Source organism: Viridibacillus sp. FSL E2-0187 (assembly GCF_038006425.1).
GTDB classification, from domain to species: domain Bacteria; phylum Bacillota; class Bacilli; order Bacillales_A; family Planococcaceae; genus Viridibacillus; species Viridibacillus arvi.
Genome location: NZ_JBBOVG010000001.1, coordinates 2,572,501 through 2,594,457, shown reverse-complemented (window position 1 = coordinate 2,594,457; position 21,957 = coordinate 2,572,501). Strand labels below are relative to the sequence as shown.

At 34.1% G+C, this 21,957-nt stretch carries 24 protein-coding genes and 1 pseudogene; 19 read left to right on the top strand and 6 right to left on the bottom strand.

Annotated elements, in window-relative coordinates:
- Nucleotides 1-41: 41 nt before the first annotated feature.
- The 4 genes from MHH85_RS12700 (at nt 42) to MHH85_RS12685 (ending at nt 2,564) form a co-directional block, all read left to right on the top strand.
- Entirely contained in the window at nt 42-851 is an 810-nt protein-coding gene (locus tag MHH85_RS12700; RefSeq protein ID WP_340707358.1) for a DUF3100 domain-containing protein, read from the top strand.
- Between the two features lie 29 nt (nt 852-880).
- On the top strand, nt 881-1,324 hold the full coding sequence (locus tag MHH85_RS12695; protein ID WP_193739098.1) for a hypothetical protein: 444 nt from the start codon (nt 881-883) through the stop codon (nt 1,322-1,324).
- A 151-nt stretch (nt 1,325-1,475) separates the two neighbouring features.
- Nucleotides 1,476-1,961 carry a GNAT family N-acetyltransferase gene (locus tag MHH85_RS12690; RefSeq protein ID WP_340707357.1) on the top strand — a complete coding sequence of 162 codons (486 nt, stop codon included), beginning with the start codon at nt 1,476-1,478 and terminating at the stop codon, nt 1,959-1,961.
- Between the two features lie 156 nt (nt 1,962-2,117).
- A complete protein-coding gene (locus tag MHH85_RS12685; RefSeq protein WP_340707356.1) occupies nt 2,118-2,564 on the top strand; it encodes a hypothetical protein in 447 nt (148 codons plus the stop codon).
- Between the two features lie 145 nt (nt 2,565-2,709).
- Here the strand turns inward: MHH85_RS12685 and MHH85_RS12680 are convergent, their stop codons facing one another.
- Together MHH85_RS12680 and MHH85_RS12675 are read right to left on the bottom strand one after the other, a co-directional pair.
- Complete coding sequence (locus MHH85_RS12680) at nt 2,710-4,215, bottom strand: succinate CoA transferase (RefSeq protein ID WP_340707355.1); 1,506 nt, start codon at nt 4,213-4,215, stop codon at nt 2,710-2,712.
- A 509-nt stretch (nt 4,216-4,724) separates the two neighbouring features.
- Nucleotides 4,725-4,976 carry a GlsB/YeaQ/YmgE family stress response membrane protein gene (locus tag MHH85_RS12675; RefSeq protein WP_340707354.1) on the bottom strand — a complete coding sequence of 84 codons (252 nt, stop codon included), beginning with the start codon at nt 4,974-4,976 and terminating at the stop codon, nt 4,725-4,727.
- Between the two features lie 284 nt (nt 4,977-5,260).
- On the opposite strand from MHH85_RS12675, the pseudogene MHH85_RS12670 reads away from it, so the two are divergent.
- Nucleotides 5,261-5,646: pseudogene (locus tag MHH85_RS12670) on the top strand (transposase); the annotation flags it as partial.
- A 416-nt stretch (nt 5,647-6,062) separates the two neighbouring features.
- On the opposite strand, the gene MHH85_RS12665 reads toward MHH85_RS12670, so the two are convergent.
- Nucleotides 6,063-6,566 (bottom strand): hypothetical protein, encoded by a 504-nt coding sequence (locus MHH85_RS12665; protein WP_340707353.1) that lies wholly within the window; start codon nt 6,564-6,566, stop codon nt 6,063-6,065.
- A 653-nt stretch (nt 6,567-7,219) separates the two neighbouring features.
- Here MHH85_RS12665 and MHH85_RS12660 point away from each other — a divergent pair.
- The 3 genes from MHH85_RS12660 to MHH85_RS12650 all read left to right on the top strand — a co-directional run bounded on the left by MHH85_RS12660 (nt 7,220) and on the right by MHH85_RS12650 (nt 9,647).
- Nucleotides 7,220-7,801, top strand: coding sequence for a TetR/AcrR family transcriptional regulator (locus tag MHH85_RS12660; RefSeq protein WP_340707352.1), 582 nt, complete (start codon nt 7,220-7,222; stop codon nt 7,799-7,801).
- 25 nt (nt 7,802-7,826) lie between these two features.
- Complete coding sequence (locus MHH85_RS12655; RefSeq protein ID WP_053417041.1) at nt 7,827-9,029, top strand: MFS transporter; 1,203 nt, start codon at nt 7,827-7,829, stop codon at nt 9,027-9,029.
- A gap of 438 nt (nt 9,030-9,467) precedes the next feature.
- The gene (locus MHH85_RS12650; protein ID WP_193739105.1) at nt 9,468-9,647 is read left to right on the top strand and encodes a hypothetical protein; all 180 of its coding nucleotides are present in this window, start codon (nt 9,468-9,470) and stop codon (nt 9,645-9,647) included.
- A gap of 465 nt (nt 9,648-10,112) precedes the next feature.
- Here MHH85_RS12650 and MHH85_RS12645 read toward each other — a convergent pair whose 3' ends face one another.
- Both MHH85_RS12645 and MHH85_RS12640 read right to left on the bottom strand, forming a co-directional pair.
- The gene (locus MHH85_RS12645) at nt 10,113-11,909 is read right to left on the bottom strand and encodes an ABC transporter ATP-binding protein/permease (protein ID WP_340707351.1); all 1,797 of its coding nucleotides are present in this window, start codon (nt 11,907-11,909) and stop codon (nt 10,113-10,115) included.
- Nucleotides 11,909-13,852, bottom strand: a complete 1,944-nt coding sequence (locus MHH85_RS12640; protein WP_340707350.1) for an ABC transporter ATP-binding protein — start codon at nt 13,850-13,852, stop codon at nt 11,909-11,911. The genes MHH85_RS12645 and MHH85_RS12640 overlap by 1 nt, the downstream gene beginning before the upstream one ends.
- Nucleotides 13,853-14,056: 204 nt before the next feature.
- Here MHH85_RS12640 and MHH85_RS12635 point away from each other — a divergent pair, with 204 nt between their 5' ends.
- The 6 genes from MHH85_RS12635 to MHH85_RS12610 all read left to right on the top strand — a co-directional run bounded on the left by MHH85_RS12635 (nt 14,057) and on the right by MHH85_RS12610 (nt 17,594).
- Entirely contained in the window at nt 14,057-14,737 is a 681-nt protein-coding gene (locus tag MHH85_RS12635; protein WP_340707349.1) for a response regulator transcription factor, read from the top strand.
- A 1-nt stretch (nt 14,738) separates the two neighbouring features.
- Entirely contained in the window at nt 14,739-15,914 is a 1,176-nt protein-coding gene (locus tag MHH85_RS12630) for a sensor histidine kinase (protein ID WP_340707348.1), read from the top strand.
- Nucleotides 15,915-16,171: 257 nt separating this feature from the next.
- The gene (locus MHH85_RS12625; protein ID WP_409351181.1) at nt 16,172-16,417 is read left to right on the top strand and encodes a hypothetical protein; all 246 of its coding nucleotides are present in this window, start codon (nt 16,172-16,174) and stop codon (nt 16,415-16,417) included.
- 120 nt (nt 16,418-16,537) lie between these two features.
- Nucleotides 16,538-16,723 (top strand): hypothetical protein, encoded by a 186-nt coding sequence (locus MHH85_RS12620; protein WP_193739110.1) that lies wholly within the window; start codon nt 16,538-16,540, stop codon nt 16,721-16,723.
- Nucleotides 16,724-16,828: 105 nt separating this feature from the next.
- Nucleotides 16,829-17,020: a hypothetical protein gene (locus MHH85_RS12615; protein ID WP_193739111.1), complete on the top strand. Its 192-nt coding sequence runs from the start codon at nt 16,829-16,831 to the stop codon at nt 17,018-17,020.
- A gap of 352 nt (nt 17,021-17,372) precedes the next feature.
- Complete coding sequence (locus tag MHH85_RS12610) at nt 17,373-17,594, top strand: hypothetical protein (RefSeq protein ID WP_340707347.1); 222 nt, start codon at nt 17,373-17,375, stop codon at nt 17,592-17,594.
- A gap of 78 nt (nt 17,595-17,672) precedes the next feature.
- Here the strand turns inward: MHH85_RS12610 and MHH85_RS12605 are convergent, their stop codons facing one another.
- Nucleotides 17,673-17,816: a hypothetical protein gene (locus tag MHH85_RS12605; protein WP_340707346.1), complete on the bottom strand. Its 144-nt coding sequence runs from the start codon at nt 17,814-17,816 to the stop codon at nt 17,673-17,675.
- A 365-nt stretch (nt 17,817-18,181) separates the two neighbouring features.
- Between MHH85_RS12605 and MHH85_RS12600 the strand changes: the two genes are divergently transcribed.
- From MHH85_RS12600 to MHH85_RS12580, 5 genes are all read left to right on the top strand, one after another.
- Complete coding sequence (locus MHH85_RS12600) at nt 18,182-18,619, top strand: BrxA/BrxB family bacilliredoxin (protein ID WP_053417032.1); 438 nt, start codon at nt 18,182-18,184, stop codon at nt 18,617-18,619.
- Nucleotides 18,607-19,398 carry a class I SAM-dependent methyltransferase gene (locus MHH85_RS12595; RefSeq protein ID WP_340707345.1) on the top strand — a complete coding sequence of 264 codons (792 nt, stop codon included), beginning with the start codon at nt 18,607-18,609 and terminating at the stop codon, nt 19,396-19,398. The genes MHH85_RS12600 and MHH85_RS12595 overlap by 13 nt, the downstream gene beginning before the upstream one ends.
- Nucleotides 19,399-19,664: 266 nt before the next feature.
- Nucleotides 19,665-20,933, top strand: coding sequence for a helix-turn-helix transcriptional regulator (locus tag MHH85_RS12590; RefSeq protein WP_340707344.1), 1,269 nt, complete (start codon nt 19,665-19,667; stop codon nt 20,931-20,933).
- Between the two features lies 1 nt (nt 20,934).
- Nucleotides 20,935-21,066: a hypothetical protein gene (locus MHH85_RS12585; protein WP_340707343.1), complete on the top strand. Its 132-nt coding sequence runs from the start codon at nt 20,935-20,937 to the stop codon at nt 21,064-21,066.
- 73 nt (nt 21,067-21,139) lie between these two features.
- Entirely contained in the window at nt 21,140-21,937 is a 798-nt protein-coding gene (locus tag MHH85_RS12580; protein ID WP_340707342.1) for a PhzF family phenazine biosynthesis protein, read from the top strand.
- Nucleotides 21,938-21,957: the final 20 nt, after the last annotated feature.

The window sequence follows — 21,957 nt, the reverse complement described above, 5'->3', positions numbered from 1 at the left end:
GGAGATTCAAAGGTGATAAATGAGAAATAGAGGTGGATAACTTGAAAAAATTATTAAGTTGGAAAATACAGTTGATTGTATTAGCACTTGTAGTTGTAGCTGAATTTATAGGGATAAAGAATTTTGACCTTGGTATTGGAGTAGTTGCACTTTTCCCTATGCTTTACGCATTAATAATCGGTGCAGTTATTAGTTTACCTAAATTGAAGTTGTTAAGCGAAAAAGATATGAATATTGCAGCTAACATTTTAGGTATTTCATTTATGTTGTTTGTGGCTAAACTTGGAACTTTGATGGGTCCTTCATTGCCGCAACTAATGGATGCGGGATTGTCGTTAACTCTACAAGAAGTAGGGCATTTCTTTGGGACAATCGTGTTTGGTTTACCAATTGCATTGTTAATCGGGATGAAACGTGAAGCAGTAGGTGCTACATTCTCTATTGACCGAGAGCCAAACCTTGCAATTATTGCTGAAAAATATGGTGCAGATTCACCTGAGGGCCGTGGAGCATTAGGCGTTTATGTGTGTGGTACATTATTTGGTGCAATTTATCTAACTATTTTAGCTAGTGTTCTAGCTAATTCCGGCTGGTTCCATCCAATTTCACTAGCAATGGGTGCCGGTGTAGGTTCAGGAAGTATGATGGCAGCAATGACTGGAGCGCTTGCTATTATTTTCCCAGAATCCGCTAATGATATTGCGCTATTTGCTGGTGCTGCAAACTTAATTACAACAATTGTTGGAACTTATGTATGTATCTTCTTTTCACTACCAGTTACCAATTATCTATACAGAAAATTGGAACCAGTTTTGGGCAGAAGATCTAGAAAAGCTGAAAACAAAGCTTAAGTTCTTTAGAAGTGGGGGAACGGATGTTCATGTTAGATAAAATATATACATTTATTATCATTGGTGCAATTGCAATTATAGGAAACTGGGTAGGCTATGATGTATCACCGATTGATGCCTTACCTGGTATGCTAATAATTGTTGCAATTACAGTATGTGGTTTTGCAATTGAAAAATTATTACCAATTAAATTGCCAGTAGTTATTTGGGTTTCATTTCTTGCGTTGTTAGTGACTTCACCAATTTTTCCGGGAAATGAAACGATTGTAAAAGCAACAAGTCAAATTAATTTCATGGCATTAGCAACACCAATTCTAGCTTATGCGGGTTTATCTTTCGGTAAAGACTTGAAAGAGTTTAAACAGCTTGGTTGGAGAATCGTTGTTATTTCTTTAGTTGTTTATACAGGAACATTCTTATTAGCTACTTTAGTTGCTGAAATCGGCTTTAGAGTTACAGGGAAGTTTCATTAGTAGAAAAAGACCTTTCAATTATCGATTAATCGATAATTTGAAAGGTCTTTTTTTATGAACTAGTAAAAAAGAAAATAGTCGTATAAAGATAGAAATTTCGTTATAGAAATATATACCAATTATTGATACTATTTGATTGGGAGGGGTAGAGATGAGCGTTTATTTAGAAAGATATAGCAATAGATATAAGTCACAAATTGAGTGTTATCAATTAACTGATGAACAATTACAATTTACAGGATCACCAGTAGAATCTATTTTCGTTGCAAAAAGTGATGAGGATCGTTATCCGATTTTAGTTTTAGATGATGAAGAAATAGTGTCTTACTTTGTTTTACATATGAATGAAGGGGTCACTCCTTATTCTAATAATCAAAAAGCTATATTACTTAGAACCTTTTCTACAGATTATCGCTACCAAGGAAGAGGTTATGCGAAACAGTCATTATTAGAACTACCAAAGTTTGTGAAAATGAATTTTCCGGATATAACAGAGGTTATTTTGGCTGTAAATGTAAAGAATATTGCCGCTCAAAGCTTATATCTTAAATGTGGGTTTATTGATGAAGGGGCTAGAATAATGGGGAGTCATGGTGAATTAATCATTATGAGTTTAAAAGTTAATGGAGTAATATGAGATAAATTCAAAGATTATTAGTCTTATTTCAATTACATTTCTTCTTTTTTATAATGGCTCCGAGTAATTTCACTGTAGAGTTTGTTTAATAATTTTCTGTGATAGAAGAGGAACCGCTTGCTTTTAGCTAAGAAAAAAGTAGAAAGAGGAATTCATATGAAAAAAATAATCGTTGGGCTCGGTTTAGTATTGCTCATAGCATATATTAGTCGTGAATTATATGTCACATACCTAACCAAGTCATTATATGAATACACAGATATAACTGGAATTATAGACGAACAATCGCTTGACTACATGTTACTAATAGAGTATCCAGAATTGACTTTATTTGAAACAAGGGATAAACAGCAAGTACAAAAGTCTCTAGAGCAATTACTACAGATGGAAGTTAGACCTGCTGAGCTAGACATAAAGGAAACAGAAAAACATTACAAACTTGTTTTCAGAAATGATGAAAACGATGAAATAATGACGTTTATTTTATATGATAATAAATATGCAGAAATGCGGAGTTACATGGGCGCTATCGGAAGTACGGCGTATATTCGAACGGTAGATGATGCATTTTTTGAACAATTTTATCCGTTAATGTCTAAATGAGGCCAATTAAGAATCGAGGGCTATTCTTACTTACTCGCCAATTGAAAAATAAGCACAAAAGCAAAGAGCACCTTTCCAATTACAGGAAAGAAGCTCTTGCTTTATTTAAAAGATAAGCAGATTAAATGTGTACTTAGCAGAACAATTACTCAACCATTGTTCCGTTCTTAGCATAGTTAACATACCAAGAAAATGCTTTTTCTAGATTATGAGGTGTTTGGCTATTACCTGTTTTTTCTACGGCATCATTATAATACGCCCATAGTTGTTCTTTGAAATCAGGATGTGCACAATTTTCAATGATTAAAGGCACGCGTTCTTTTGGAGCTAAACCACGTAAATCAGCTACACCTTGCTCAGTAATCAAAACATCAACATCATGTTCCGTGTGATCTACGTGTGAGACCATGGGAACAATAGATGAGATAGTACCACCTTTAGCATAAGATTTCGTTACGAAAATGCCTAATCTTGCATTTCTGGCAAAGTCACCAGATCCGCCAATACCGTTCATCATACGGGTACCAGAGACATGTGTTGAATTGACATTACCGTAAATATCAGCCTCTAGTGCAGCGTTAACTGAGATTAGACCCAAACGACGGATTATTTCAGGTTGATTAGTAATTTCTTGTGGTCTTAAGCATAGTTTATCAGCGTACTTGTCCATATTTTCAAACACTTCTTTACCTAATTCCTCAGATAATGTAATTGAAGTAGCCGATGCAAATGTTACTTTTCCTGCATCGATTAAATGAAAGACAGCATCTTGTAGAACCTCAGAATATATTTCTAAATCTTCAAATTCTGAATCTTGGAATCCTTGTAAGACAGCATTTGCTACTGAACCAACACCAGATTGAATTGGAGCAAGTTTAGAAGTTAATCTACCGGCCGTAATTTCATCTCGTAAGAAATTAAGTAGATTATTGGCCATAATATCTGTTTCCTCATCAGGCGGCACAATTAAAGAAGGAGCATCAGTATTTTCTGAAATGACAATAGCTTTAATTTTTTTAGGGTCAATTTTAATACCAATTTCTCCAATACGATCTGTAGCACTTATCACTGGGATTGGACCACGCTCACCTTGCTTTTCAGGCACATAAATATCATGAATACCAATGAAAGAATCAGAGCATGAGATGTTTAATTCTACAATAATATTTTCTGCATAATCTGCAAGAATCGGTGAGTTTCCAACTGAATTTGTAGGAATTAAATAACCATCCTTCGTAATAGCACATGCCTCAATGATAGCAAACTTAATTGGTCCATAAATATTTTGTCGGACTAATTCAGCAACATGAGAAAGGTGACCGTCAACATAAAGAACTTCACCTTTATTAATGAGGTTTCGTAAAACAGGTTCTCCTTGATATGGTCCACGTTTACGAATAACGCCAGCTTCAGCCAAATAACGGTCTACTTCAGGGCCAAGAGAGGCTCCTGTATAAACATCGATTTGGAACTTTTCGTTTTTGGCACGTTCTACTAGTGCTAGTGGTACAACCTTTGCATCCCCAGCACGAGTAAATCCACTCATCCCAACTACATCCCCGTCTGAAATTAGTGCTGCAGCTTCTTCAGCAGAAACAACTTTGTCCGCTAATTCCTTCAAACCTAACCGTTTCTCAATCGTTGCTTTCATCTTAACTCCTCCTAAGTGCTTCATTTTCTACAGTCTTTATCCATAGCAAGGATGATTCAAAAACCACCATATGATTCATATATTCGAGACAAGAGTAAAATATGACTAAAAAACAGAAATAAATTAAACTTTTTTGAAAAGTATATTCTTTATTCGAGAATTTGCTTTACTATAGATGACATAGGGAATATATACGAGATATTAATATAAAGGTTATTGATATAGTTTATGATAAGTTCGCAAATGCTATACTGTAATGGAAGAGGAAAAGATTACAATAGATGTGGAAGAATCTCTTTAATTCACATTCAATTGCTGAATTGTTTACATTATTGGTGATTGGCTGGAATGCTGGATATCTTTTTTCTTTCTATATTGATAAAAAAAGAAAAGCTAAAACATAATGAACTTACAATTTAACCTTAGAAAGTAGTCAAGTCTTAATAGTGCTAGAAATGTACCTTCTAGTAAAAATAAAAACCTGAGCAATGAGCCCAGGTTTTTATTTATTATTTATTCATTAACCTCATGATGAAACTCACAAAGAAAATTAATATGATAGAACCAATTAAAGCTGGGATAATATAGAAGTCACTTAGCGTTGGACCCCATTGCCCTAATAAAGTTCCTCCTATCCAGGCACCAATAATACCTGCGATAATATTACCTATAACTCCTCCTGGAATATCCTTACCAAGAATTAAGCCTGCCAACCAACCTAAAACCCCACCAATTATTAGATACCAAATAAAACCAAACATATATAAACCTCCCTATAATCATGGTGTACTTATTCCCGGTAAAATAAATATGAAACATAAATTGTAATACTTGAATGAAATATTTTAATAGTAGTTGAATGAAGTAGAGTGGAAAAAATTAGTGATAACTAGGAAAGCGAAAATGGTACATAGAAAAAATGGGGGAAAAGTGCTGTTTTATCTAAAGAAGTGTTTTTAGTCTAGGCTGTTTTCCTATATATTGTTGCTCTCTTGAAAATACTGATTATGGTTGAATATAATGCATTTTCAGGAGGCGTTCAATAATGTGGAGATATGTCTATGAAGCAGTCGGAGAATTAAAAAAACAGATCAACTAGCCTTATTTAAGGCGATGAAACAAGACCTATATCCAAAAGAAGAAAATAAAATGGAAAAATTACTTCCTAAGATCAAGGAGTCTCGTTTTTAGTTTGGTTTAGGTTGTCTTCATTGTGGAAGTACTGCCATAAAAAGTAATGGGAAATACCGTTCTAGGCAAAGATATTTATGTAAGGATTGTGGAGAAACATTTAATGATATGACAAATACGCCTTTTTCAGGTTCGCGTTATCTGGAAAAATGGATTAAATACATTAAAATGATGATAAAGGGTGTTACATTACCAAAGATTGCAGGCTCTTTAAAAATTCATATATCTACCGCATTTTATTCATTAAACACACCACTTTTTGATTGATATAATCCCCTTAATGATGGAGTTTATCCTTGTGTATCGGAAGAATATATTCAGGTTCTTTAGTTAAACTTTTGATTCACGAAATACCAAATCAAAAATACAGAATTTAATCTACACGTTTTGTAGATTAAATTTTCCTTTTAGTTAAAACAGCAACAATCTTTGAGAAAATAGCCTTTCTCAAAGATTGTTGCCATTGATTTGGCTATCTGATCCAACTCTAGGTATTGACCAGATTATTTAATAATGGAAGATGTTGTTAGTAATGAAACTCTCAGTTATTCTATCTACTAAGCAATCGAAGATGATAAAAAAAGCCGACAAGTTTTTTAATAAAACCCATCGGCTAAGCAAGATAATTTGTGGTGTGTTTTCAAAATGAAATTTTATTATAGTTTTTCAGTCACTAATTTACTTCGCTGCTTTGCGTGCAATTTTTTCATTACAAGTCTTGCTATAGGTTGTGCAACTAGCAACTCAATCCAAAATGCTACACCAAAGTTTCTAAACCAACTGTGAAAGAAGTTTTGGAAAGGTTCTATGTTTATTTGTTTCGTACCAACCCAAGCTCCTATGATAGTCATAAGAATAGATATGACTGTAACATTCAAAAGGGTATTTAATAGAACTCTGGCATTAAATCCATCTGTTGGTCCTACGAATTTCGGCAGAATTTTGCCAACTAAAGGTCCTGCAACTAATCTAACTATCAAAACAACAATAATCCACAAAAATGGAATTATTTTTAGAGTTTCTAAATAAGTTTCTTTACTGAATCCTAGTTCCAGCCCTACAATTATCGGGCCGATTGTGTTTGCTGAAATAATTGAGATAATCAGTAGAAACACTATTCCTTCTTTTGGATTTTGAGGAAGTCGATCTTCTTTATACATACTAATACCCTCCGAAAATAATATTCAAGATGGTAGACGTATCTTTCGACATATATTTTCAGTGAAAAATTAATTCACCAATATCTCTACACACTTACTTTAATAAGTTTAACTCGTTTTCAGATGAATTCCAGTCTTGTATTATTCACATATTTGTGAGCAAAATCATTGTCGAGGAAATTGATTCTCCTACATTTTTGGCAGTATTAGATGTTGTATTATCGCCCGTTATGTGATTAACAACAATCTTTGCGAAAACAGCCTTAGTCTAAGAGTGCTAGGTGATTTTAAATACTTTGGCATTTTTTAAAAAGTGGAAAATACAAAATTATCCAAAATGGACACATTTCTATATATGCCACTTTGTGCGTTCTTGTCATTTGCCTTTTTCATCGCATAATATGAAGTTGTGTTTTTTGCCTTTTTATTAATAACTACCTTTGCAGTTTGAACTGCAATTATATGACTTCGGAATTTCTCTACAGATACACAAAATGGACCATTTTCCCTCAACTATTTTCCTTTGCTTCTTCCTTATAAGATTTACACCAAAACTTCACAAGTTTTGAGTCTTTTCCACTTGCATTTATTTATTTGATTTGCTAGTATAACTAACGACCGTTCGTTCGGGTAAATTAATTGAGGTGACATTATTGAAAAGCGATGAAATTAAGGAGGCAGCTCTTAAATATTTCACAATTCATGGTTATGAAGGAGCATCCCTTTCTATAATAGCTGAGGAAGTCGGCATGAAAAAACAATCTATTTACTCCCATTTTAAAGGAAAAGATGATCTTTTTTTGCAAGTTTTACGAGATGCGAAAGAGACAGAACTATCTTCAAAACTTCAATATTTCAGTAAAGGTGATAAAAAAAATCCCGAAAAAGTTTTGTACGGATTTCTAAAATTGATCATCAATCTTTTCCAACAAAATGAGCAGTTAAAGTTTTGGCTACGAATGTCTTTTTTTCCACCAGCCCATCTTGAAAAAGTAATCGAACAAGAAGTTATTGATATCGAGGAAAAGGTGCAGAGGGTACTGGAAAGAAATTTTCAGGATTGGATTAATGATAAATTAATCATTGGTGAGTCAGCTGAAACGCCGACTTATGCTTTCTTAGGAGTAGTCGATTCCATTTTGCTGGAACTTGTTTACGGCAATGATGAAAAACGGCTAAAGGATAAATTAGAAGCCTCTTGGACAGTGTTTTGGAGGGGAATATCACATCATTGAATCATACAGAAAGAGGTGTTATTACATGAAGAAACCAATAAAAGATCAAAAAGCAGTATTAATAATTCTGCTTAGCAATATATTCATTCCGTTTCTTGGAATAGGGCTTATCATCCCCGTTATGCCGTCCTTTATGAATATCATGCATTTATCAGGAAGTACGATGGGCTATCTTATTGCTGTATTTGCGGTAGCACAACTGATTATGTCACCATTTGCAGGGCGTTGGGTTGACCGTTACGGCAGAAAGAAAATCATTACACTCGGATTATTCCTTTTTGGTATTTCAGAACTAATCTTTGGTGTAGGTACTCACGTATCGGTACTTTATTTATCAAGAATCCTAGGGGGGATTAGTGCCGCCTTTATTATGCCAGGTGTTACTGCATATGTTGCAGATATTACATCAGTTCAGGAACGGCCAAAAGCAATGGGCTATATTTCTGCCGCTATTAGCACTGGTTTTATTATAGGACCTGGTATTGGTGGTTTCATCGCTGAATATGGTATACGCTTGCCATTCTTCTTTGCGGCAGGCATTGCTTTTTTAGCATGCATTTCATCAATGTTTATTCTAAAAGAGCCGTTAACAAAAGAACAACTTGCTGAAAACTTCGATAATAATAAGCAAACAAACTTTATAGGCGATTTAAAAAAGTCACTTAATCCGGTTTTCTTTATTGCATTTATCATTGTATTTGTGCTGGCGTTCGGTTTATCAGCATATGAAACAGTTTTTAGCCTATTTTCTGATCATAAATTTGGCTTCACGCCGAAAGACATTGCAGCAATTATTACTATAAGCTCAATCTTTGGTGTAGTTGTGCAAGTATTTATGTTCGGAAAATTAGTAGATATTCTTGGTGAAAAGAAATTGATCCAATTATGTTTAATTGTAGGTGCTATACTGGCGGTGGCTTCTACCATGATCTCTAGCTATTTGGCAGTACTGACAGTTACTTGCTTTATCTTCTTAGCATTCGACTTGCTTCGCCCAGCATTGACGACATTTTTATCCAAAGCAGGCGGAAAAGAGCAAGGATTTGTTGCTGGAATGAACTCAACCTATACGAGCTTAGGTAATATTGTCGGACCAGCAATGGCCGGAATACTATTTGACGTAAATATAAACTATCCATATCTTTTCGCAGCTGTTATTTTGGTCATCGGTCTAGGTTTTACATTTATTTGGAAAGAAAATAAATTAGCAGAAAGCTTAGCCGAATAATTAGATAAGCTTGAGGCACCTTCTGAAGATGTGAACTGAACCTCGAATAATGGACACTTAATAAGTGATCCTATTCGGGGTTTAGTTTATGTCTTTTTTATTTACTTATATGGACAAACTGTACTTGTTGCAGTTGTCTGTATGAAGGCAAATATAGGTTAGACATTATCGATATTAAAAAGTTTTTTGTAATCTTGGAGTTACTGCCCAATGAAAAATGAAAACTTTAGATTGCAAAATCAAATAGCAGCTCAAAATTGAGACTGAAGTAAACGCTTGAACAACTATAACAGAGTACTCACATCTGGCAAGTGATTTAGAGAAGTTACGACATGACATTTTAGTTTTATTTAATGCTACAAAAGGGATTACCAAACGTTAAATTGGCGAAAATAGATATGAATAGCTAAACGATTCTATCTATTAGGAGTGTAGCGTATGACACATGAAGAGCACGAATTTATTGTGGCACTGCAAGACGAATATTTCAGAAGTATGGAACGCAAGCATGAAAACGGACAGCTAACGTATGAACAATTTGCAAAATTATCCTTGAAAATAGCCGAATGGACTCAGCGGCTATATGAATTTGAGGTATTGGAAGATGAGCCAGATTGAAATAGAAGTAAAAATCATTTAGGGCACCATTAAACGTTTCGATTTTACGACAACGTTGGAATCACACCTTGAATCACACTTTGCTGATTTTATTGAAGGCCTTTGTTATATATCTTTCTACATATGTTGCTCGATAAAAAGTATTGTCTCTTTTACTTTATCCATAGCATCTGACTCAATAGAAGTTGCAGCTTTCATAGCGGTTTCTAATTTTTTTAAGACACTGTCGCTAAATTTTCGCTATCTTCCTTTTCCTGTAAATTGAGTAATGCGCTGAATTTTTTGTTGTATGCTCTCTCGCATTACTTTCGTTACATGTAAATATATTTCCGTTTTGGTTTAAGAGATGACATACCATACGTAAAAAATTCGCTGTTATATTCCAACTCAGTCTGTATGTTACTATCTCAGAAAACAAAGAATACCACAACCAGAAAGGCTGTGGTATTCAATACATAAGATATATTACTTTCTCAACGCGACAGCTGGCTCAGTAGAAATTAACTTGTGGCTTGTTATTATACTTATTACAATTACAACAACAACTGTGGAAAGTATTGAAAGTAAGATTTGTAATGGGGTAATACTAATAGCCAAATTGAAAATCATACCGACTAAATAAGTACAGCCCAAAAGGACAGTTTGAAAAACAGCTGACATTGTTGCTAAAAGTAAATTTTCACTGACAAACATTTTTCGAATTGTTCCTTTATTATATCCCAAAGCGGACAGTAGCCCTATTTCCTTGTATCTTGAATTTTGTAGTTTAATCAGTAATACGGAACTGATAAACAAACCAATTGATAAGATTAATATAGAAACGATCAAGAACAAACGGCTAAGATTGTTAAATGTATTTTGCAAAACTTCTACTTCTTTGGCTGCAGTTTTACTATCTACTTTTTTGTTAGCAAGCATTTGACTGACTGAAACAATATCTTCAAAGTTCTTAACATCATAACTAATTGAGTAGTTTTTTTCTTTCTTAATATTTCTATAAAATTCCTTTTCGATATCGGAGCTTACAAAGAAATCATCGTAGTCTGCGTTAAAGATGCCGCTTATCGTAAGCGTATATTTTTGATCGCCATAATTTAAGGTAACTTCTTTACCAAGCATATTACTAATATCATTTTCAAATTTTTTAGCGAGGCTCGGACTAAGTGCTATTTCCTTTTCACCTATTTTGGGCATAGCACCATATGACATCTTTTCAGTAGCCTTTGCCATTGGGTATTTTTCTGCTAAAGCTTTAGTTTTATCGCCTATCAATAAAGTAACATCCGTAATTTTGTATTGGTAATACACATTTTCGATACGCTCATCGGATTTCAACAATTTAATAACTGTTCCATCATCCTCACCTTTAATATAACCGTTGTTAAAGGCAGTGTTTTTATCTTGAAAATCCGAAATATTCTTGTCCATTATATTCCCAGAAGATAAAGACAACATAAATACTAGTATACCGATGGAAATTGCCAAACTGACAGCCATATAGCGTGTAATATGCACTTTGAAGTTTTTAAGCCCTCGCTTGAAAGCAGATACTTTAATGGCGTTATTTAATCTGAGTTTATCATCACTAAAAATATCTTTTTGAGAGTCGGTATCTTTTGCAATAATTTTCCCTTTCTCAATATGAACGACTTCATCTGCAAAGCTACAAATCTTTTGGTCATGCGTAATCACAATCACCAAACGTTCTTTTGAAATCTCTTTTAAAAGTTCCATAATTTCAATGGAATTTCTACGGTCTAATGCTCCTGTTGGTTCATCCGCCAAAATTATACGAGGATTACTAATCAAAGCTCTTGCAATAGCAACTCTTTGCTTCTGACCACCCGAAAGATTTTCGATTTTTTCATCAGTCTTTTGAGATAAACCTATTTTATTTAGTAGCTCTTTGGCATTTTCTCTATTTTCCTCTTCACTTAAAGTATTTAGTTCACAAGAAAGCAAAATGTTTTCAAGAACAGTATATCCACTTAAAAGATGGTAGTTTTGAAAAATAAACCCTATATTTTCTCTGCGATACGCACACAATTCATCGGCATTCATTTTGCTGATAGAAGTACCACAAACCGTAATATCACCGCTGTAATCACTGTCAAAGCCTGCAACCATATTAAGCAGAGTGCTTTTACCGGAACCCGATGCACCTAAAAGGCAAACAAGTCCTTGGCTTGGAAAGTTAAAACTTGTATCATCAAAAATAAGTGAATCACCATAGTTTTTTGTTAGATTTTTTATTTCGATCACTATCTGTCACCTGACTTCAAAGCTGTGGTTGTCTTAGTCATTATGAAGGTAATAGTAGTTGTAACGTAAGCAGCAACGCCTACTAAAGCAATGAATAGCACGCCCGAAATAAACATCTTAGAATTTAAAATACTTGCGTTGAACAAGTTTTTGGTAGCTATATTTATAAGGGGGGATGTAACAAGCATTAATAGAATTGCTGTCATGAATTCTGTTAGCTTTTCCGTCAAGTTAAGCAGACTAAAATGAGCAGTATTAAAGCCGCTGACCTTATAAATTGCATATTCTCTCTTTCTCATAAAACCTGTAATCAGAGAAATAGCAATCACCATAACGACAGCCAAAATCCCTATGAACATACTTGCTGATCCTGACTGTTCTGTTGTTTGCTCATTTAATCTAACAATATCCTCGACAAGTTCAAATTGACCAAGAGGTACAATGCCTTTTTCGTTAAGCTCGTCTTTAATGGCGATCATATCAGCTGGTGCCTTTGCTCGTATAAGAAAATTCATTGCATCATTTTCAATTCCTGCTTGTCTTCTCAAATCATCAAGTGCAGTTTTGCTGAAGAAGAATGAGTCATCAACGGTAAACTCTGTCATTTTCCCTTCATATTCAGAATAGATAGTATTATCTGCAACACCTACGATTGTTACGGTAATGGATGCTTCTTTTATAACAGGTTCACCTGTATCCCAATTGTATATACCGCTGCTAAAATCAATTTCTTTGCCAATTGCTTGCTCGTTTGATATGCCCATTGATTTAACAAAACTTTCTGGTACAACAACCTCGTTGTCTTTGCCAGTAGGCATTTTCCCTGCTAACAACTTATTGATTGACGGGGCTTGACCTGTTCCTTGTATTGGATATTCATTCCCGCTAACAGTTATTTTTATATTATCAAACGCTTGTAAAAAAGCAGTGAAATCAACACGCTCATCGCTTACATATTGATCATATAAGCCATCAATATCCTGTGATACATCTGCGTTCGGCTTTTCTTCCTGATTATCGTCGGTGCCTCCTGCACTGGTAAAACTGCCAACTATACTAATATCTTTAAGTCCTTCGCCATAAGTATCAATTAGTTTGTCAAAATCACCTTGACTGCTACTCACGATTGTCCCACTTACAGTTGTAAGCAGAAGGATACCTGCAATCATTAGAGAAAGGGCTGATACTAAAAATCGACCAAATTTACTTTTAACATTCGATTTAGTCATTGAAAAAGCGTTTTTAATTGATAAGCGATGACTTTCATCGTATGTGAGTTTTTCTGTTTTCGTTACATTTTTTTGTGGTGATGCAACAAATTCTCCCTCATCTAAATCTATAACTTTTGAGTCATTGTCAATTAAATTGACATCGTGGGTTACAACGATAACTGTTCTGTTTTTAGAAATTGCTTTTAAAAGATCCATTGTTGTTTCAGAGGTTTTTTCATCTAGTGCACTTGTTGGCTCGTCAGCGATAATCACCTTTGGGTTTTTCATGAGCTCTCTTGCGATGGCAACACGTTGCTTTTGACCGCCCGAAAGAGAGTTCACTTTTCGATGTGCAAGGTCAAATATTTTGAGTTCTTTTAAAATCTTATTTGCGTTTTTTTGATTTTGTCTATTTTTTAAGTACTGAGGCAACAATACATTCTCTAAAACCGATATATCTTCTAGTAAATTAAAATCCTGCCAAACAAATCCAAAGGTATTATTGTAAAAATAGCTTTTTTCACTAGATGTTAATTCTTTAATATTCTTGCCGCAATAGTAAACCTCTCCATCAAAATCTTGTTCCATACCGCTGATAATTTTCAAAAGAGTCGTTTTACCACTACCTGATGCACCAACTATAAAATTTAGCCCTTTTCCCATTGTAAAGGAAATATTATCCAAAGTGAATTCGCCGTTGTATTGTTTCGAGACATTCTTAATTTCAAACATTTGTTTACTCCTATCTACTATGTTAGTTATTTATTAATTAATTACTTTTTTAGAACATACATTTTTTGTTCAACTGAACTTGTGTCACCATTGTATAAAAAACGATGTTAAATCTTAGTTAAGTGGATTTCTTAGTATTGAAGTAAATGCTTAACAGAGATTTAACACACACTTACAGTACAATATAAAGAGAGGTGATATTCGATGAGAATACTTATTGTTGAAGACGAGCTTGATTTGCAAGAAGCGATTGCAGATGGGCTTAGAATAGATGGTTATGCAGTTGATACCTGTGACAACGGTGGAGATGCTTACGAACTTTTATATGAAGTAAATTACGATTTGGTTGTACTTGATTTAAATCTCCCGAAAATGGATGGGCTAGAGGTTTTAGAAAAGATAAGAGATGAAAAACCTGAATTAAAGATACTTATTCTCAGTGCAAGAAGTAGTGTTAATGACAAAGTGAAGGGCTTAGACATAGGAGCTAATGATTATTTGGCGAAGCCATTTGATTTTGCCGAGTTGGAGGCAAGAATACGAAATTTGTTAAGACGAAAATTTGTACAAGAAAGTAGTATGCTTTCATGGGGTGAAATTAAGGTGGATTTATCAAAGCGTATAGCAGTTGTTAACGAGAATGAAATTGCACTTACAAAAAAAGAATTTGCATTGTTTGAGTATCTTTTGCTTAACAAAGACAGGGTGGTTAGCCAAGAAGAACTGATTGAACATGTTTGGGATCAGCATGCAGATAGCTTTAGTGGTGCTATTCGGGTTCATATTGCCACTCTCCGAAAGAAGCTAAAAGCTGTTTTAAAATATGACCCCATTGGAACTAAAATTGGGGAAGGTTACTTTTTATCTGAAAAGAGTGATAATTAAAATGCTTAAAAAAATGCCAATTCGTTTACGGCTTACTGTTATGACTGTTGCTCTCCTAACTGTTTGTTGTGTAGGACTTACCTTAATATTAAATTTTTCTGCTATTAAAATGGCTACAATAATAGATGCAAGTGCCGTATTACCGGCACAAGAGGTCGGCGAAGAAGGATGGATTGATGAAAGCACTCCAGCAGTATCGAGCGGTATGGCCCCTAGCATTTCATCAGAGGCTTCTCAAAAAGCAAAAATAGATTTTAGAATTCAAAGTATTATTTACATGCTTTTAGTTATTGATATCGGGGGATTATTAACCTATTATCTTTCGGGGAAGGCATTAAAGCCTCTTAATACGCTAAATGGTCAAGTGAAAAACATAAATGTGCATAATTTATCTGAAACATTATCTGTGCCACCTACAAAAGATGAAATTGCAGAGCTTTCTCTAACATTCAATGAAATGACGGATAAGTTGAATAATGCTTTTATGATGCAACAAAGATTTTCTGCAAGTGCCGCCCACGAGCTTAAAACACCTCTTGCTGTGTTACAAACAAAAGTTGATGTATTTAAGAAGAAAAAAATACATACAACCGAAGAATATGATGCTCTTATTAACGTTATTGAGAAGCAGACGAAACGCTTGAGAGAACTCGTCGGTAACCTTTTAGATATGACGAATATGGACGATGGCGTTGAGCAAAGTAGCATTTGCGTAAAGGATATTTTTGAGGATATTATTTCCGAGCTTTCACACATCGCTAAAGAAAAGAATATTACAATGACCTTAGATTGTGATAATTGCGTTGTTTTTGGAAACACCGAACTATTGTATCGTGCTTTTTACAACCTTGTGGAAAACGGAATTAAGTACAATATTGATGGCGGCAAAGTTGAAGTCATTGTAAACAGATTAAGTAAGGAACAGGTTTCGATCAAAATTATAGATACTGGCATCGGCATTGCCGACGAATACAAAAAGAAAATATTCGAACCTTTTTATCGTGTTGACAAATCACGCTCCCGTCAACTGGGTGGTACAGGCTTAGGTCTTTCCACTGTTGACAGCATTATCAAAAAGTATAACGGTACGATTACTGTTACTGATAATGAAAGTAACGGAACTTGCTTTAATGTAATTTTGAACATAGGATCTAAAGCAAAAAAAGTACTTGATTAAAATCACCTCACCTCTAGAGATTTCTAAGAGTGGAGGTGATTTTTAATTGGATATTTGTATTAATGTCAGTAAACAGATATATTTCAGTTGTAGTTTTGAATTACGATGGCCTACACTATTCATAATGTAGGTTAAATCAACACCGGGGTAACAGAAATAGTTTTAAACCCTCATGAAAGATTCAAAATTGTACTTGACCCGCAAATCTATGAATTTACGAATTACTCGAAGTATCCTTAACTTTGGAAAATAGTGAAGTGCTATTAGATGCAGAACACGTAGCCAAATGTTTAGGTTTTAGACAATTCAAAAATTACAAACAGTATGTCCGATTTGAAACCATTAATAAATTAGCATTTATAGCATCTAACGAAACTGCAGAACGATTTCAAGAGTGGTTAGCGATCGATGTTATTCGATCTATCCGAAAACACGATGCATACATGACACCTCACACTATTGAACAAGTGTTATTAGATCCCTACACAATCAGCAAAATCTGATAGATAAGTCTTAAGAAATATCCCATTTTTATTGATGGAATATTCTAAAAACAGTCTATATGTAATAACTTCAGTTATTACCATTTGTGCTATAATTAGCTCTAAGAGAGTTGGGTGCTTATGGGAGAAAATATAAATAAAGCATTGTCAGATGAGCTAAATAAGAAGTCTCGAAAATTAATTGAGTTAGCTAAGAAAGAATTGAAGTTAATTGATAATAGCGAAGTAATTGAATTAGAAAAGATTAGAGAAGAAAAGATTAAACTACAACAAGAAATCAAAGCATTAGAACAAGTGTTATTTTAAATAACTAAGTCACATCAAAATGGTGTGGCTTTTTCTTGTATCAAAAATATATTAATGACAGACATTTTCTTATCACGATATGATTAAAAGGTGGAGGTGATATTTATGAAGTGTAAGTATTGTAAAAGTTCGATGGCGGAACAAGAAAACGAAAGAATAGGAAATCGTTACTGTAAACAACATGTATGTGTGAATGATGAATGCAAAGCAGCTTTCAAAGAAATTAGAACTATTAGAGGTGTACGAGTACCTGTAGAAGATTGTTGGCTTAAGCAAGAAACAGCTGAAGCTGAATAGTTATTATAAGAGCATCCAATGGGATGCTTTTTATTTTGCTCTGACACAAACGAATGCTTAGTTGACCAAATCCCCTTATTGGATGGCGATCGTTTGTTTTAGGGTGAAATTTTGAAAAATTATTGTTATTAAACATATAAATAATGTACAAACTTCTAATGCTTCACATTCGTATAGGGAAAAGAGAAATGGATTAAAAAAATTCATATGTAAAAGAAGTCAGTAAGGTTTATGAGATAATAAATCAAATTAGAAATGATCTTGAAAATGAAGAAGATATGAACGTTCGTACAAATAAAGTTATCAAAAAATCATTGCAAAATATGCTTTAATTTTAGTAGAGGTAAAACAAATGCATAGCTATTTTAATAGATTAGATTCTCCTTTTTGTTTTGTACATGAGCATCAATTTATGCTTAAAGCACTTTCTGAGTATGTAAAAGCGACCGAGGATATAGTTGCTGCTATTAAAGTGGAATCGCGAGTTTTTACAGAAGAACCATATTTAATTGCTCTTAAGGAACAAAATAATGCGACTGAAAAAATATCTAAAGTTGCAAAGCTTTTAATCTAATTAACCAGATAACTAGCATGAAATAAAAAAACCACTATAAAGTGGCAAATGATTAAAACCATTATCTCTAGTATAATTTTAGTAATCGCATGCCCATGCCGTACCTAACCATACACAATTTACTCCTAAAGTAGAGGTATCAGTTGTAGTTGCGGACACAGATGCAGATGTTGCACCGAAAAGTGCTGCAGCAAATAGAAGCATACCTAGTTTCTTTTTCATATTAATCACCTCCCTTGTTAGTATTATACATTATTATTTGGAAAAATATAGAATAAATTTGATTGTTCTGTTTTTTAGAGAGTGAAATAACGTTTATTAAATATGTAATATACTTACTTCTTACTATTGCTAATATGGAAATTTAGAATAATTTATAAAAATGTATTTTCGATTGCCTATCGTTCTTTATCGTGTTCCGTTGCATGTTATGCACAAAATTGTATTGTAATCTATTTCGGAAAAATCACAAGAAAATCACATGAGAAGTGAAAAAGGGTGAAATAAAACGAAAGTACATATACAATAAGAAGGTGAAAACCCTTATAAATCAAGGAAAATAAATAGATATGAAAGAGGATGAAAATATGAATGCTTACGAAGAATATATGTTAGGTATTGTAAAACCAATGCGTGAGGAGTTAGTTAATGTTGGATTTACAGAGTTAGTGACGCCTGATGAAGTTGCTGATCATGTACAAGAATCTAAAGGTACTTCATTAGTAGTGATTAACTCAGTTTGTGGTTGTGCCGCAGGTTTAGCAAGACCGGCTGTTGCAGCAGCTCTTGAAGCAGCTGAACATAAGCCAGATCATTTAGTTACTGTATTTGCTGGACAGGATAAGGAAGCTACTGCACAAATGCGTAGCTATTTTGAGGAAGTGTTACCAAGCTCTCCTTCTATTGCACTATTAAAAGATGGTCAGTTAGCTTATTTCATCCCACGTGAACAAATCGAGGGATTCGCGATGGAACAAGTACGTGATCATTTAGCAGGTGTGTTAGATCAAGTATGTGCGAAATAACAACGATTGTTACCACTGCAGCAAGACCGGATGCATTATTGAAGCAACTTGCTGAACGAGCATGTACCACGTTAAATGTACGTTTTGTTGAGCGGAAAAAGCGTGGTATTGCGAAAATGGCAACATTATATAATGCAAACGTTATAGTTGCGGGGAAAAATCGCTATGAATATCATGCGTTAGGGGCAGATGCTCCTTTCTTTTTCCATCCTAGTTCTGCTGCATTTCGTTTGAAACGTGCAGCTAGAGGGGAAATAGATACCTTTTTAGCAGCATGCCAGTTGAATGAGGGCGATACCTTTCTTGATTGTACATTAGGGATGGCAACAGATAGTATGATGGCGGCCTTTGCGGTAGGTGAATCAGGCAAAGTCATCGGTTGTGAGGGTAATGCAAATGTTGCATTCATCGTAAGCGAAGGGATGAAGCGCTACGATATAACGGATTTACCACTTCTTTCTTGTATGGAACAAATTGAAGTCGTTCATTCGGTAGCATTGGATTATTTGAAATTACAGCCGGACAATAGCTTTGATGTAGTCTATATGGACCCAATGTTCGAAGAAACGATTGAAGAGTCTACAAGCTTTCAACCTCTTCGACAAGCAGGTCTTCACGAAGGTTTATCAGATGAATGGATGGCACAAGCAGAACGTGTTGCTAATAGAAGAATAGTATTAAAAGCGCACTTCCGTTCTGATTTATTTGAGCAATATGGCTTTGTTCGAGATACCCGTTTGTCGTCAAAATTTCACTATGGAATTAAGGAAGTAACATAAAATGAGCTGTTATTCACGGAATCAAAATCGGTGAATAGCAGCTTTTTTATAATAAAATATGTCTAATATTTACCTATTAATCATGAATTATTTAAAGAGAAATGTTAATTTTTATATACTAAATGCCTATTAAATAATAAAATGTAAATAGGGAATGGCACTAAAATATCACCGTAATTAACTTTTTTGGTATTTTTTTCAATAGAAATCAAAAAACAATATTTTCTTTGAAAACACTAGCTCTTTGTGAAGTGGGGGAGAAAGATTTGAAACTTGGCAATAGAATTAAACGAATCAGACTTTTAAAGGGGTTAAAACAGGCGGATATTTGCCACGGAATCATCTCGCCAACCCATTACAGCAATATTGAGAATTGCAGATATACCCCTTCTATTGATACACTCAAGTTACTAGCCGGTAGACTTGAAGTGCCGGAAAGATATTTTCATAATATTTATGAAGATACAACTGAAATGCAAAATATCTTATCCACCCTGGAATCTAAAATTGAAAAGGAGAGTGTTGAAGAAGTCCGGCAATTTTTGGACTTACATCAAGTTCAATTTCGATACATAGCTTCCATCCGTCAAGAATTTTATTTCTTGTTGCTAAAGTTTTTGGCATTGGTGAAGTTTGGAGAAGACGAACAAGCGTTTGAGTTATATGAAAGTGGAATAGCAACAGTAGATATTGATGAATCCCAGCTTTATGTAGCAACACGTCAACTATATTCATATGTAACTGCTGTTTATCATTATTATATTGGGAATTATAGAAAGAGTGTTGAGTATTTTAAAAAGATATTACAACTACATGAAGACCCTTACATGATTGCACGAACGTCATTTAATTTAGCTTTGTCTCATTATCATTTATGCTTATTTGAAAGGTCTTTGAAATACGCTAATGATGCGAAAAATATTTATTTAACTCTTCATGAATGGGAGAAAGTTGGAGATTGTTATAATATCATTTCAGCTTCATATCGAGAACTGCATGAGTATTCTGAAGCTGAAACTTATATAGAAAAGGGATTTAATATTTGCCAAGAAGAAGTTCTAGGTTTGAAATCACTTTTACATCATAATTACGCAGTAGTTCTCTTTGATAAAAAACAGTTAGAAGATGCATTAACCCAAGTTAATAAATCAATTGAAATAAAGAAAACACTCGATTATTCGGACTTATTTGTTTCCTTGAATTTAAGGTTAGAAATATATTTGGAGCTAAATAGAATATCCTTAATAACAAATGAACTTGATACAGTGAAATCATATATTCGGAATAACAAAAATGAGGCAAGTTTTCTCCTATTAAGAGCAATGATGGAATATAAATTAGGGAATTTATCTAAATATGAGGAAAATATCTGCGCAAGTATTGAGATTTTTAAACAGTATACAGATTTAAAACAAATGAAGTTTGCCACAGAGCATTATGCAACTTATTTAGCAAAGAATAAAAAATATAAAAAAGCATTTGAAATGCAAGTTCTATGCACAGAATGCTATAAAAAACACTTAGGAGAGATTTGAGATGAAAAAATTAAAATTCGCTTTACTAGGTTTATTATCTTTTGGTCTATTTTATGGAGCACAAGTGATGACGATGGCGCAAATTGATACAGGCCGTCTACACTTCATCACAACTATTTTTAACATTTTCTAATTGAACATCACGCCTTATTGTTCAATCAATAAGGCGGTCTCTTATCTATTACTTGAAGGAAGTGAGCAAGGACATGGTCAAAGTTTATATGTTTGAAGTGAGAAAAAGTGGCCATATGGGTAAGTCAAATATCGGAGTTGTTTTTGACGGAAATGCACTGACTACTTCTGAAATGCAAGAAGTGGCAATGAAAACTGGATTCACACAAACAATTTTTATCGTCAAGTCAAAGTTAGCTGATATTAGACTTCGATACTTTACGCCAATTAGAGAAGTGAATGCAGGAATTGATGGAACGATGGCGATTGTTCATGCGTTAGAGAAATCTCCATTTTCTATTAATAAAGAAGTCATTAGCACTGAAACAAATGTTGGTATTTTCCCCTTACAGTTATTTAAGTACGCGAAAAAGGAGAAAAAAGCTAAACAACTAGCTTCACATTCATTCAATGAATGTAAAAGTGCATCGTATTCTTATGGTGCAACTCGTGACCCAGTTTTACAGGTATTGAATGGCTGTGCAGTTGATGGCGTAACAGAATCTGGGCTCCCGAAAAGGAATATGGTTCAAAGTCATGAAAAAACTTATCCAGCTGTGGATCAGGCTGTCCATTATTTAAATATAAAAGAGGCAAAGGTTCCTACTAGCCTTTTTGCATCATCATTTTTCTTAATTACAGCTAATAATATTAGGCGCTATAAAAATGAGATGTTCACTGAAAAGCTTAACATGAAGGCGGAATGTAGATTGAGAAATGAAAATGTCTCAATCGTCCGCATATTAATGAATGCCCCCCACATTGCTCGTCCTATTGAAACAGAAGGAATGACGTTTTATTTAGGGCAGCGTTTAATACCAATATCTAATTAACAAAAAACACGAGTACTTTT